The organism is Desulfopila sp. IMCC35006 (assembly GCF_005116645.1).
Classification (GTDB): Bacteria; Desulfobacterota; Desulfobulbia; order Desulfobulbales; family Desulfocapsaceae; genus Desulforhopalus_A.
The window spans coordinates 274,415-288,015 of record NZ_SWCM01000001.1 but is presented as its reverse complement, the minus strand read 5'-3'; the positions used below and the strand labels follow the sequence as shown (position 1 = coordinate 288,015).

General features: G+C 48.6%; 9 protein-coding genes. 5 read left to right on the top strand and 4 right to left on the bottom strand.

The features are described 5' to 3' along the window. The first annotated feature begins 67 nt into the window (after positions 1-67). The 3 genes from FCL47_RS01265 to FCL47_RS01255 all read left to right on the top strand — a co-directional run bounded on the left by FCL47_RS01265 (position 68) and on the right by FCL47_RS01255 (position 4,320). Positions 68-1,378, top strand: a complete 1,311-nt coding sequence (locus FCL47_RS01265; protein ID WP_136811641.1) for an OFA family MFS transporter — start codon at positions 68-70, stop codon at positions 1,376-1,378. 94 nt (positions 1,379-1,472) lie between these two features. Further along, on the top strand, positions 1,473-3,509 hold the full coding sequence (gene acs, locus FCL47_RS01260) for an acetate--CoA ligase (protein ID WP_136811640.1): 2,037 nt from the start codon (positions 1,473-1,475) through the stop codon (positions 3,507-3,509). 151 nt (positions 3,510-3,660) lie between these two features. Next, the gene (locus FCL47_RS01255) at positions 3,661-4,320 is read left to right on the top strand and encodes a site-2 protease family protein (RefSeq protein WP_136811639.1); all 660 of its coding nucleotides are present in this window, start codon (positions 3,661-3,663) and stop codon (positions 4,318-4,320) included. A gap of 208 nt (positions 4,321-4,528) precedes the next feature. Here FCL47_RS01255 and FCL47_RS01250 read toward each other — a convergent pair whose 3' ends face one another. From FCL47_RS01250 to FCL47_RS01235, 4 genes are all read right to left on the bottom strand, one after another. Then, complete coding sequence (locus FCL47_RS01250; protein ID WP_136811638.1) at positions 4,529-6,412, bottom strand: GNAT family N-acetyltransferase; 1,884 nt, start codon at positions 6,410-6,412, stop codon at positions 4,529-4,531. 477 nt (positions 6,413-6,889) lie between these two features. Next, positions 6,890-7,489 (bottom strand): acetate uptake transporter family protein, encoded by a 600-nt coding sequence (locus FCL47_RS01245; RefSeq protein WP_136811637.1) that lies wholly within the window; start codon positions 7,487-7,489, stop codon positions 6,890-6,892. 268 nt (positions 7,490-7,757) lie between these two features. After that, positions 7,758-9,170, bottom strand: a complete 1,413-nt coding sequence (locus FCL47_RS01240) for a sigma-54 dependent transcriptional regulator (protein WP_136811636.1) — start codon at positions 9,168-9,170, stop codon at positions 7,758-7,760. Then, positions 9,167-10,933: a cache domain-containing protein gene (locus FCL47_RS01235; RefSeq protein ID WP_167496315.1), complete on the bottom strand. Its 1,767-nt coding sequence runs from the start codon at positions 10,931-10,933 to the stop codon at positions 9,167-9,169. The genes FCL47_RS01240 and FCL47_RS01235 overlap by 4 nt, the downstream gene beginning before the upstream one ends. Before the next feature lie 46 nt (positions 10,934-10,979). On the opposite strand from FCL47_RS01235, the gene FCL47_RS24510 reads away from it, so the two are divergent. Both FCL47_RS24510 and FCL47_RS01230 read left to right on the top strand, forming a co-directional pair. Beyond that, entirely contained in the window at positions 10,980-11,144 is a 165-nt protein-coding gene (locus FCL47_RS24510; protein WP_167496314.1) for a hypothetical protein, read from the top strand. Positions 11,145-11,664: 520 nt separating this feature from the next. Next, a complete protein-coding gene (locus FCL47_RS01230) occupies positions 11,665-13,560 on the top strand; it encodes a propionyl-CoA synthetase (RefSeq protein ID WP_136811634.1) in 1,896 nt (631 codons plus the stop codon). The last annotated feature ends 41 nt before the right edge of the window (positions 13,561-13,601 follow it).

The window sequence follows — 13,601 nt, the reverse complement described above, 5'->3', positions numbered from 1 at the left end:
ACATTGGGCTGAAGTAAGGGTGAGTGATTGTCAATATCCTGATCACTATTTCAATAAGGAGATACAAATGTCGCAACAGAATCAAACAGTTCCGACTCAAGCTTGGGTTACGGTTTTTGCCGGAATGGCAATTAACCTATGCCTTGGTATTCTATATGCCTGGAGTATCTGGAAATCTGCTCTTGTAGATGTTGATAAGGCCGGCCAGACAATGGAGGGAATAAACGCTGGGTGGGTGTATCTCAACAATGCTCAGGCAGCAACTCCCTTTTCTCTTTGTGTCATCATCTTTGCCCTCCTGATGATCCCCGGTGGACGTATTCAGGATAAGATCAGCCCTAAATTTGGCGCAATACTCGGTGGATTAACCCTGGCGGCCGGTTGTATAATTGCCGGTCTCATGAAGAGTTACACCGGCATCATGATCGGTTTTGGTATCCTGGGCGGCATCGGAATGGGTATCGGCTATGCGGCGCCTACACCTGCAGCCCTGAAATGGTTTGGTCCTCATAAGCGTGGCTTGATTGCCGGTATCGTTGTTGGTGGCTACGGTGGTGCTGCTCTGTATATCGGTGCTCTTGGGTCATACCTCATTAAAAACTACGGCATTACGGGCAGTTTCGTCGGTCTTGGCGTGTTTTTTGCCGCAGTTGTTGTTATTGCCGGATCGATGTTGAAGACGCCACCCGAAGGTTATAAGCCTCCAACCCTTTCCGGTGGCAATGTGGCAACGGCCAATTCGACAATTACCAACTGGGAAGCCTCCGATGTTTTGAAAACCTGGCAGTTTTATGCCCTGGTTGTCATGTTTATCCTGACAACTCAGTCCGGCTTGCTGATTATTGCCAATGCCAACGGCTTGTTAATGAAAACTGCCAAAGGCATGGATTTTTTCGTCGCCAATGGCTGGATTCTTGTGTCGTTTGGTGGTTTGGTCAACGCCTTGGGCCGTGTCGGTACCGGGTTCTACTCGGATAAAATAGGACGTTTGAACGCCTATTGCCTCAACTGTGGTATTTCGGCGCTGTGCCTCTTTTCTCTGCCCTATATAATCAGTACCCAGAATCTGCTGCTTCTTTTCCTCGCCGTGGGAATAGCCTACTGGCAGTATGGTGGGGGACTTGCACTGATGCCATCCTTTACTTCTGATTTTTTTGGTCCGAAGAATCTTGGTATGAACTATGGATTAGTATTTATTGGTTGGGGCCTCGGCTTTTTCATGGCCAGACTGGGGGGAACTATCCAGGATGTTACCGGCAGCCTGAACAACGCCTTCTATATCTCCGGCGGCTTGTTGATTGCCGGTGTTGTCCTTGCCCAGATGACCAGGCGGCCAATGCATACGGACGAAGAGCGAGTTGGTAAAGCAACTGCCTAAATAAAATCATTTTCTTGAGTCAGGTCTTGTTGGGATCAGTGCAGTTTATTTTCCCAACTGAGAATAAAAAAGCCATCTACAAGGAGTGTTGAATATGAGTGAAGAAAGTAAATCTGTTGAAACTTCCGAGGCGGAAATTGCGGTTCACTGGACAGAAGAAGCGTTGTATCATCCATCATCGAAATTCATTGGCCAGGCAAATCTCACCGATCCAGCCGTCTTCGATCGGTTCAGTTTGGACAATTTCCCCGATTGCTATACTGAGTTTGCCGAGATGCTCACCTGGTACAAGTATTGGGATGAAGTACTCGACACAAGTGATGCGCCCTGCTGGAAATGGTTTAAAGGCGGTAAGCTGAATGCCAGTTATAACTGTATCGACAGGCATCTTGATAAAAATAAGAACAAGACTGCTATCCATTTTGTTCCTGAGCTGGAAGAAGAACGAGTTCAGCATATCACCTATCAGGAGCTCTATGTTCGGGTCAACGAGTTTGCCGCCCTGTTGCGAGACACTGCAGGCCTGAAAAGAGGCGACAGAGTCACCATTCATATGCCGATGTCGGCCGAACTGCCCATCTCTATGCTGGCCTGTGCCAGGCTGGGTGTTATTCACTCGGTGGTTTTTGGTGGTTTTTCATCCAGTGCCTGTGCCGACAGGGTTGTTGATTCAAACAGCCGGGTGCTTATTACCATGGATGCTTATTATCGTGGTGGGAAGCTGCTCAATCACAAGGCGGTCGATGACGAAGCCTGTGAACTGGCGGCTAAAGACGGGCAGAAAGTCGATCAGCTCCTCATCTGGCAGCGCTATCCAGGTAAGAATTCTTCTGACTCTGAGCTGCATGAAGGCCGCGATATCATAGTTAATAATGAGCTGAAGAAGTATTATGGCGCGCGGGTCAAGCCGGAGCAGATGCTGGCGGAAGAACCGCTTTTCCTGATGTATACCAGTGGAACAACCGGTAAGCCGAAAGGCGCCCAGCACAGCACCGGCGGGTATCTTTCCTATGTCACCGCCATGTCGAAATACATCCAGGATATTCATCCCGAGGATGTCTACTGGTGTATGGCCGATATCGGCTGGATTACCGGCCACTCTTTTATCGTTTACGGGCCGTTGGCGCTCTGCGCTTCTTCGGTAATCTTCGAAGGAGTGCCTACCTATCCCGATGCCGGACGCTCCTGGAGGATTGCTCAGGAACTCGATGTCAATATTTTCCACACCGCCCCGACCGCTATTCGTGCCCTGCGCAAGATAGGACCGGACGAGCCGGCCAAGTACACCTACAATTTCAAGCATATGACGACTGTCGGTGAGCCGATTGAACCCGAAGTATGGAAGTGGTACGAGAAAGAAGTCGGCAAGGGCAAAGCGGTTATCGTCGATACCTACTGGCAGACCGAAACCGGTGGCTTCCTCTGCTCCACCGTGCCTGGCATAGCACCGATGAAGCCGGGTAGCGCCGGACCTGGCGTTCCTGGAATCCATCCGATCATTTTTGATGAAAATGGTGTTGAAATCCCGGCTGGTGCCGGCAAAGCCGGTAATATCTGTATCCAGAATCCATGGCCGGGATGTTTCCAGACCATCTGGGGCAACAGACAGCGATTTGTTGATACCTATTTCGGTATGTATAACAAAGACCCCAAAAGCAAGGATTGGCGTGACTGGCCGTATCTGACAGGTGACGCGGCGGTCATGGACAAGGATGGTTATGTTCGTATTCTCGGCCGTATTGATGATGTTATTAACGTTTCCGGTCATCGTCTCGGTACCAAGGAAATCGAATCCGTATGTCTGACCGTTCCAGAGGTTGCGGAAGCCGCGGTTGTGCCGGTCAATCACGAGATCAAAGGCAAGGAGCCCGAGGTCTATGTTTCGCTGAAGCCGGGCTTTGAGGCATCTGCGGAAATTCAGAAAAAAATCGCCGATGCGATCACCTTCCAGATCGGTAAGATTGCAAAATGCCGAAACGTCTGGATAGTGCCCGATATGCCAAAAACCCGATCAGGTAAAATTATGAGAAGGGTTCTCGGGGCGATTTCAAACAAGGGCGATGTCGGCAATGTTATGACGCTGGCAAATCCTGAGATTGTCGAGCAGATTCAGAAAATGGTAGGCAAGTAGTACTGGGAAGCAGTGTAGCATCTACATCCATCCACCTGTAGTTGCGAGATGGCGGGAGCCCTCAGGGTTTCCGCCATTTTTTTTGTGTTTTGCGCAGTTTTACGGTACAGTGCACTCCTTAACGGATGAACTGGCCTTAAAAAGGGGAATTATGGGACGGGATTTTTATCTGCCGTATCTTATCAACTATTCTCATCTGGTAGCCGAAGATGTGGTAATTTTTTGTGTTGCCATGCTTACCGCTATTATTGTCAGTGCGGAAGGGCAGGCGTTTGCCGCTACTTTGCTTGGCGATTCACGGCAGGGTGCCGGAGACAGGTTCCATTTCAATGTCTTTATGCACATGAGCCTGCTCGGGACGCTGAATTTTTTTATTGCCGGGTTTGGGTGGGCGAAAGAAATTGCTATTGACGCCGGAAATTTCAAAAATTTTCCTCGGCTTTTTCTTGTTTTGAGTAGACTTGCCGGGCCTCTGGCGAATTTTATGATGGCCAACATTGCCGCCAGTCTGTCCTGGCTGCTCGGCAAGTATAATTTTGACGACAGGGTTTTTTCGACAATCGTCGTGGTGAATGTAACCATGGCGATTTATGGGTTGATCATCATACCTCCGCTACCTGGTTCTGCGCTCCTTTGGGCGATCCTCCCCGATGGCCAATTGCTGGAGAAGACAAAAAAAATGCTCTGTCTTGCAGGGCCCTATCTTATTGTCGGTATCTTTCTTCTTATCAGGCTGAGCGGCTGGGAAGGGGTAAGTTCTTTTTTTAATCCCATAGTTGCAGCCATTACAGGTTTTATCCTTGATTTATAGTGACATAGAAATGTTTTTCTTGTTTTTTGACAAAAAAAACATTTCGTGAAGGAACTTATCCCCCGCACAGCACAGGGACGAAACGGAATCCCGATCTTTTTCGCAGGGGTCGTGACTTACAGATTGTTCTCTTTTTTTCTTGTTTGCTGCAAAGCAACTAATCTGTAAGGCACATCTACCTCTGCAGGGGCGTTGAAGAAGCAGGAATTTACGCAAGTTCATTGAAACGACAGCTCAGCACCAGGTCGCCATCTTCGTAGACGGTCTTTACCTTGTATGGCAAGGTCTTGAAAAGTCGTATCATTGCCTTGTTGGTCGGAAAAGTGTAGGCGACCAGCCCTGCAATGCCATTTTCCCGAGCAACTGCCGCCAGTTTTTTCAGGAAAAAAGTGCCGAGGCCCTTGCCTTGATATCCTTCACTGACCGAAAAGGCCACTTCGGATAAATTCTCATTATCCAGTTTCATGCTCTCGGCAACCGCCACTACCCGACCAAACCCAAAATCACCGACGACTGCGACAAGCGTCAGGTCTTTAATGTAATCGGTCTGTGAGCGGGTTTCCATTTCCGGTCTGGCAAAGATGGTTTTCTGGCAGAAAAATCTGGTCAGGACATCTTCTTTGGGCAGGCTGTAGTAATGTTCCTGAATGCGGCGTTCATCTACCGGTTTGGACGGCCGTATGGTAATTGTTTCCCCATTAATTTTCAGAGTCTCTTCCAGCTGGATGGGGTAAACGGCCTTGGCCGCCTCGCCGAGACTTCGTTCTGCACCTATCAACCCTCGTTCCTTTGCTGCTTCAAAGAGTTCTTCCCTGAATTGAGGGTGGGCCAGGCTGATCATGGCAACGACACGCTCCTGGATGCTTTTACCAAACAGATTAACGGCACCGTATTCAGAAACTACATAATGGACATCGCCCCGGGGGACCACCACGACATAGTCGTTGAGATGCGGTACAATATTCGACTGCAGGCCATTTTCCGTCTGGCAGGTAGAAAAGAGCATGAGAATGGATTTTCCGCCGGGTGACCGTCTGGCGCCCCGGACAAAATCAGGAATGCCGGATACTCCGGCAAATCGAGTGGCCGCAGATGCTTCGGCTGTTACCTGGCCGGTAAGGTCAATCATGCGTGCGACATTCATTGAAACCATCCGGTTGTGCCGGGAGATGACGAAGGGATCGTTGACGTAATCCGAAGGATGAAAATCAATCGCCGGATTATCGTTGAGAAATTCGTACAGGTTGTGCGTACCTATGGCCATTGAGGCGACCATTTTACCGTCGTTGAAACCTTTTTTCTTGTTGTTGATATTTCCCGTGGAGTAGAGATGCATGATGTCGTCGGTTAGAAACTGGGAATGCACACCCAGGTCATGCTTGTTGGAGAGAGCATGCACCGTAGCCTGAGAGGCCGCATCCAGTCCAATCTGCAGGGTTGAGCCATCTTCAATCAACCGTGCAATATGGCTGCCGATACGGGTAGCTGCCTCTGAGGAAATTTTTGAGGATGGGACCGAAAGTAAGTCCTCTTCATGCTCAACGATGAGGTCGACATCATTGACATGAATAAAACTCTGTCCCATAACCCTGGGCATCCGGGGGTTTACCTGGGCAATGACAAAATCGGCGGAACGGGCGGCTGCCAACGTGACGTCGACAGAAATGCCGAGACTCATCCAGCCGAAATCGTCGACCGGAGATACTTGGATTAAGGCCACGTTTAACGGCATTTTGCGGGTTATGAAAAGATTGGGAACGTCGGACATGTTCATCGGTGTTATGAAACGTCTCTGCAGGGCGATGGATGACGATTTCGTCGAACCAAGGTAAATCGAACGTATATTCAGGTTGGTGTCTTTCGTTTTATCGGCAATGGCGGTAAGGGATGCAGTTTCGCGGCCCAGTAAACGAACTATTTCCAGGCCACTGAAATTGTATGTTTTATTCACGAGTTCCTGGACAAGAATCTGTGGTTCTCCGCAGCCGGAACCGATAAATACCCGCTGCCCTGATCGAATGCGGGCAATAGCCTCTGCTGGACTGACTAATTTCTCTAAATATGTATCCGCCCAGTATTGGGTATTAGGCATGTTGAACTCCTTTTGTGATATATGGTAAAAACAGCAATACTGTACAAAGGTCTGGTAAGCCGAAAGTGACGTGCTTACATCATAATGTTAACAAAGTCATTGTTTTTCGGAAGTTTATTGTGAAAATAAACGGAGAATGAACATCATTATAACTCTATGATAATCTTCGATTACAGAGAAAGCAATCACAACTCAAACCGATATTGTCAAGGGGGCGGGACGAAATAAAAAAGCGGTACCTGGAAGAGAATGCTTCCAGGTACCGCTTCTCAGGTTCGAAAATTCAAGCCTGCTACGAGGCTACAGTTTCAACGTATCGATTGGACGGCTATTGTAAACAGGCTTGTTCTGATGGCGCCTGTATGAGTAAAACTGGAGTCTGGTGGATGATACGTGCCGCCTTTTCCGATAGATGAATATTTGCTTGCCTTTTTTAGCCCGTTTTCGAACCTTAATGGATCTGTTTGTCGTTGCTTGCTAAGCTGTCTGGGTCTGCTGCACCGGTTTTGGTTCAATCCATGGCTTTCCGACAGGGAGAACGTTGCGGCCAAAAACCTGCAGGAAGATAACATGAGCCATCATGTACCAGGCATTCAAAGCACACAGGATTAATACATAAGCGGCAACCTGGGTCATTGCCGGATATCCGAAATGGGCCAGATCGAGAAGGATAAATCCCGCCACCAGCAGGGTGAACGTTGAGGCCATGGCACCGTGAATTCTCATGGCACCAACCCACAGAATCATAGTGAAGAGAGTCCATACCACAAGAAAGTATCCCACATCGGTTGGGCTCGATTTGTAAATATCAAATTTGTTGAACAGCAAGATGATACAAAGGGCAATCCAGAACGCTCCATATGAACAAAATGCACTGTAACCGAAGTTGTTTCCGACCTTGAATTCCTGGAATCCGGCAAAGAGCTGAGCGAATCCACCAAAAATAATACCGCAGGCGATTACCGGGCCTACCCCGCACAGACCGAGATTATGTAATTGCAGAATAAGGGTGGTGAGTCCAAATCCAGCTAGTCCTACTACTGCCGGGTTTCCCGTCTGGGTTTGACTGGCTGCCATGTTTTTCTCCTCGTCCTAAAATGTTGAATAATTAAAACATCTCTTGCCTCGTGTGCAACACCGGTAGAATTGCAAACACTATGCCGGATGTGGTATACGTATAAATATGTTTAATATCAATGTGATAGGGTGATGTAACCTGGAGGGAAGGTGTACAATTAAAGTTGTAGTATTCCGAGCGAGACGCATGACGACCGGGGGGGTTGTGACGTGCGGGCACAGAACAATTTTGATTGTAGTCACAATTAAAATTGTAGGGCTTTCCCGGCTACTCCAGGTTTTTGAGTCTTTTACTCAAGGCCTGTTGAGAAATGCCGAGTAGGGACGCGGCGGTGGTTTGATTGTTTCCTGCTCTGTGCATAGCCTCCTCCACCAGCAGTCGAGTCGCCTGCTTGATGGTCGGGAGGGGGTCGGCAAAGGTGATTGGGATACCACCTTTCGCGTCGCGCGTATGGTGTTTTGCTTCGTCTTGCTGTGTTCTGGAGATGTGCTGGCGAAAGACGGCGAGGGGGAGAATTCCATTGCTGTTTTGTGCTATGGCATCAAAGACCATGGCTTGTAGTTCCCTGATATTGCCGGGGAAATTGTATGATTCCAGAAGGGCTATCAGTTCTTCGGGGATTCTTGGCTGCTTTTTCTTGAGGGTTTCTGCAGCACACTGGACAAAGTGGTCGACCAGTTCGCCAAGATCTTCTTTACGTTCTCTGAGTGGTGGTAAAATGATCCGATGGGTTCGAAGCCGGTAATGCAGGTCCTGGCGAAAAATTTCTTTCTGCTGCAAGTCCCAGAGATCTACGTGGGTCGAGGCGACGATGCGGGCGCTGCTAGTCTTGTTGGTGTCTCGACCGAGCGGCATGTATTCCTTTTCCTGGAGCAGGCGAAGCAGTTTGATCTGGGAAATCGGGCTCAGGTCGCCTATTTCATCAAGAAAAAGGGTACCGTGAGCGGCTTTTTCAATGAGGCCAGGCCTGTCAGTATCGGCGCCGGTGAACGCCCCCTTGACATGGCCGAATAAGGTGTCGGAGAAGACGTTGTCGTCAAGACCTGCAACATTGATCGCGACGAATTCTCCGGGAATACCGCTGACCTGGTGAATGGCTCTGGCGATCAGTTCTTTTCCCGTGCCGGTCTCTCCCCGGATAAGAACCGGCTCTGGGGTCATTGCTGCTGATTCAACATAGTTGAACAACAGGAGCATTTTAGGTGAACTGGTGATAATTTTGGCAAAAGCTTCGGGGTGTTTCAGCTGGCCCTCACGCAACTGTTCCTTGAGAGCTATGTTTTCTTGATGTAATGCGCCGTACTGGATACTTTTTTTAACCGATGCGATGAGACGATTCTCGTCAACGGGTTTGACTATATAATCAAAGGCACCCGATTTCATGCATTCAACCGCGGTTTCGGCATCAATTCGACCGGTAATAATAATGACCGGAATTTGTGGATTCTGATTGGTTATCTGTTCTAAAATTGCTTCCCCGTCGAGATGCGGCATATTCAGGTCGAGCAGGATAACACTTGGAGGGCGCTGGCTGATGATGGACATCGCCTGTCTGCTGTCGGCACAGGTGAGCACGTTGCTAATTCCGGCAAGCTGCAGGGTTGTGTCAACCGAAAGAAGGATTGCTTCTTCATCATCGATCACCAGAATTGGATCGGCCGGGTAAAGTCTCTTGTTCATATCATTCTCCCTACGACTTCATCGGTGCTGTAGCGTGGCAGCAGAATCGTCGCGGTTGTACCCTCCTGGGGAATGGACCTGAAGTCAAGCCAGCCGCCATGGTTGCGTACTATTGTATCCGAGATGGAAAGTCCAAGCCCTGTTCCGCTGCTGTCGCGTTTCGTGGTAAAAAATGGATCTTTAATGCGGGCGAGAATTTCCGGTGCCATACCCGGCCCGGTATCGCGGACTTCCAGAAATATTTCTTCTGATTCTTCGATGTATCCCGTTGTAATGGAGAGGCTTTGTTTGGGGTCGGTAAGTGCCTGACATGCATTCACTACCAGATTGATGACGACCTGGCTCAGCCTCTGGCTATTGCCCTGGATGGTCGGCAGGCTTTCCGAATAGACAACCTGGAAATTGCAGGTCGCCTTTTTGATGAGACTCGAGATGAGGCCGACGGCCTTTTCCACCACCTGGTTCAGATTTACGGTTTCACGCAGATCGGAGGGTTTATGCCCGGAAAACTCCTTCAGGTCGCCGACGATACGTTTGACCCGCTCCACTCCTTCCTGTGAATACAGAAGAAGGCGAGGCATTCTTTCCCGTAATTGCGGGTAGGCCATGGTCCCGACCTCCAGGTCCTGGTTCTCCTCATAGTGATTATCAAGAATAGGCTGGATGGCATGCCATAATTTATCGAATACCTGAATGTTAAGCATGACAGAGGAAATGGGATTATTGATCTCATGGGCGACACCGGAGACCAGGGTGCCAAGCGATATCATTTTGTCAGTCTGCATGAGCTGTTCCTGTTGCATTTTGGTCTGGGCCTCGATTTTTTTCTTCTCCGTAATGTCTCTGGCCGTCATGAGAAAGGTTGAAAGTTGATCCGCTGTCTCAAGTTTTGCAAAGGTGGCCTCAACGGTAATAGTCCGTTTGTTTTTTAAGATAAATGTTGTTTCCAGTAGGTAGTCGTCCGGCCGGTCATTGCTTATCTGGTTGATTTTTGCCTGGAAAGGTTCTTGCTGTTCAGGGGGGATCATGTCGGTAATGTTCATATCCTTCATTTCCGACAGCAGGTAGCCGCTTATTCTTTTCCACGCGGTGTTCGCATAGCTGATCTGCAGATTGGAGTCGAAAAGCAGGATAATCTCCCGGGCAGTTTCGGCCAGCAGTCGATATTTGTTCTCGCTTTTCCTTAAGGATTCCTCCATTTCCAGCCGATGGGCTTCGCCGGCTGCACCCTGCCAGATAATATAGACCGAAAGTATGGAAATTATGGCCAGGATGCCGAGGAAAATAAAGGTCATGCGTTTGGTTATTGCGGCAATCTGCGCCCGCACGTCTTCCACATATACCCCTGTCCCGATCACCCAATGCCAGGGTCTGTATTCCTGGACATAGCTGATCTTGGAAAAAATCCGTGTAGGTTCGTCCTGCCATTGCCAATGGTACCTGACGTATCCGCCCCCAGTTTCTTTCACAGTTGCCAGAAATGCCTGGAAGAGTTTCATGCCGGCGGGGTCTTCGGTGTCGGTGACATCTTTTCCTTCGAGATCCGGGCGATACGGATGCATGATCATTGTTGGATGGGTGTCGTTGATCCAGAAGTAATCCTTTCCCTCAGGTCCATAGCGGAGTCGGCGGAGGTGGGCTGCTGCCTGACGTTTTGCCTCATCAACGGTAATCGATTTGTTATCTGCAAGTTCGGCGTAATACCGGATGGAACTCATGGCTGATTCACTCAACGCGTGAATCATTTCCCGTTTTCGTTCCATGAGATGGGCCTCTACCTTTGGCAGTATGTAACCAAAAAATGTCCCGATGAACAAAAACATCGACATAAGCACCGGCATGAAAATTTTCGCAGGAACTATATTTGGCAAAAAAGATTTTGCAGGGATTTTCATTGCTGTCACGGCTGATATCAAAGAGGCGAAATTATATGGAACATTAAGAGCAGAACGATATTCCGCGGTGAAATTATGACGTCCATTGTCTTTTTCCTGGCCCGGCACTTTTCTGAAAAATATTTGGCGACGGAAAACAGCTGATTGATACGGAAAGAACATCAAAATAACAATCTGTTAATTTGGCCAACTTTAGTAGGTTGGTAGAAGTACTCTTATTCATTTCGATAAAATTAATTGAAGATGTCGATAAAGTCAATTTGGAAAGAACAGATAGGTGTAACATTGTTCTGTTTGTTGTCCGCCGTGCAGTTTTGGTTAACAATAAATATAAATAAAACAAATATATATATGGTTTTCAAGGTAATAACATTGTCCTCTTTTGTTTCTAATAGCGGAAAAAAAATTCAAATCGTTTGAGGTGTATATCCTCTATCTAACATATTGTAAGTAAAAATAAATTACAAATAGAAAAGTATTTCACTGCTGGTAGTTGTGTAACAATGTTTGATTTAACGCTTGAACAATGATGTCCTATGCAGTATAAAATGCAATTGAGACTGGTGGATGGACTAAAATTCAGACCAAAAGGAGTGGTTATGGGTAAGTTTGATGAGGTGTTTCAGCGAAGTGTTGAAAATCCAGAGCAGTTTTGGGCAGAAGCAGCTAAGGATATCACATGGTACAAAGAACCCGAAAAAATTTTAGACAGTTCCAATGCTCCGTTTTATAAATGGTTTCCCGGCGGCAAGATGAACACGTGTTATAATGCGGTTGATCGTCACGTGGAAAACGGGCGAGCCGACCAGACCGCAATCATCTACGATAGTCCTGTTACGAATACCATTAAGAAAATCTCCTATAAAGAACTGCAGGGCATGGTCGCAACATTTGCCGGTGGTCTGGCCAGCCTTGGCGTTGCAAAAGGCGATACCGTCGTCATTTATATGCCGATGATCCCCGAGGCTGCCGTGGCCATGCTGGCCTGTGCCAGGCTGGGTGCAATACACTCGGTCGTTTTTGGCGGTTTTGCACCCCATGAGCTGGCTATCCGAATTGATCATGCCCAGCCGAAACTGCTGATTACCGCATCCGGGGCGATTGAAGGCAAGAAAACTCTTGAATACAAACCGCTGGTAGACAGTGCGATCAAGCAATCTACTCATGAAGTGAAAAATGTTGTCGTTTTTCAGCGCGATATCGTCAAGGCCTCCCTGGTTGAGGGACGCGATATAGACTGGAAAGAATTGGTAGGCAAGAGCAAGCCGGTCGGATGCACCGAGGTCGATGCCACCGATCCACTCTATATTCTTTATACCTCAGGTACTACCGGAATGCCTAAGGGCGTGCTGAGAGATAATGGCGGTCATGCAGTCGCCCTTTACTGGACCATGAAAAACCTTTATGACATCAACCCCGGGGAGGTCTGGTGGTCGGCGTCGGATGTCGGCTGGGTTGTCGGTCACTCCTATATTGTTTATGCTCCTTTGCTGCAAGGTTCCACCACGGTCTTTTATGAAGGGAAGCCGGTGGGAACCCCCGATGCCGGAGCGTTCTGGCGGGTTATTTCCCAGCATAAAGTGAAGACTCTTTTTACTGCCCCTACCGCGTTCCGGGCGATTAAAAAAGAAGATCCAAACGGGGATTTCATCAAGAAATATGATATTTCCTGTTTTAAATGCCTCTATCTTGCCGGTGAGCGAACCGATCCCGACACCCTGCACTGGGCGGAAGATATGATTGGTGTGCCGGTTATCGACCACTGGTGGCAGACGGAAACCGGCTGGGCAATCGTCGGTAACTGCCGCGGTATCGAACAGCTTCCCGTTAAAGAAGGGTCGCCCACCAAGGCACTGCCGGGCTATGCAGTTATGGTCGTCGACGAGGAATGCAAGGAAGTACCTCCCGGAACAGAAGGGAATATCGTCTGTAAACTGCCGCTGCCTCCGGGGACTTTAACGACGCTGTGGCGCAACGACGACCGTTATGTCAAGTCCTATATGACCAAGTTCCCCGGCTACTATGATACCAGTGATGGCGGATACATCGATGAAGATGGCTATGTGTATGTCATGGGACGAATGGATGATGTTATCAATATCGCCGGACATCGTTTGTCAACCGGGGCAATGGAAGAGATAATCTCCAACCATCCCGATGTCGCCGAATGTGCCGTCTTTGGTGCTGATGATCAAATGAAAGGTCAGCTGCCCGTCGGGTTCTTTGTCGTCAAGGCCGGGGTCACCCGTCCTGGAGATGAAATCAAGGCTGAGCTGGTCAAGATGGTCCGTGAATCTATCGGTCCGATTGCCTGTTTCCGTGATGCCTGCCAGGTTGCACGGTTACCGAAAACCCGATCGGGTAAGATTTTGCGCGGTACCATGCGATCTATCGCCAACAGTAAGGATTATAAGGTGCCGTCAACCATTGACGATCCGACAATTCTTAATGAAATCACCGATACCCTGAAAAAAATGGGTTACGCCAAGAAATAGTTTACGCATACTTCAACCGGCAGCTGCTTTTTGGCAGCTGC

Excerpts from the sequence above, each read along its gene's own strand:
- FCL47_RS01240 (WP_136811636.1), bottom strand. The coding sequence starts at position 9,170 with ATGAACAAGAGACTTTACCCGGCCGATCCAATTCTGGTGATCGATGAT.
- FCL47_RS01235 (WP_167496315.1), bottom strand. The coding sequence starts at position 10,933 with ATGGAACGAAAACGGGAAATGATTCACGCGTTGAGTGAATCAGCCATG.
- FCL47_RS01265 (WP_136811641.1), top strand. The coding sequence starts at position 68 with ATGTCGCAACAGAATCAAACAGTTCCGACTCAAGCTTGGGTTACGGTT.
- FCL47_RS01230 (WP_136811634.1), top strand. The coding sequence starts at position 11,665 with ATGGGTAAGTTTGATGAGGTGTTTCAGCGAAGTGTTGAAAATCCAGAG.
- FCL47_RS01245 (WP_136811637.1), bottom strand. The coding sequence starts at position 7,489 with ATGGCAGCCAGTCAAACCCAGACGGGAAACCCGGCAGTAGTAGGACTA.
- FCL47_RS24510 (WP_167496314.1), top strand. The coding sequence starts at position 10,980 with ATGAACAAAAACATCGACATAAGCACCGGCATGAAAATTTTCGCAGGA.
- FCL47_RS01250 (WP_136811638.1), bottom strand. The coding sequence starts at position 6,412 with ATGCCTAATACCCAATACTGGGCGGATACATATTTAGAGAAATTAGTC.
- FCL47_RS01255 (WP_136811639.1), top strand. The coding sequence starts at position 3,661 with ATGGGACGGGATTTTTATCTGCCGTATCTTATCAACTATTCTCATCTG.
- acs (WP_136811640.1), top strand. The coding sequence starts at position 1,473 with ATGAGTGAAGAAAGTAAATCTGTTGAAACTTCCGAGGCGGAAATTGCG.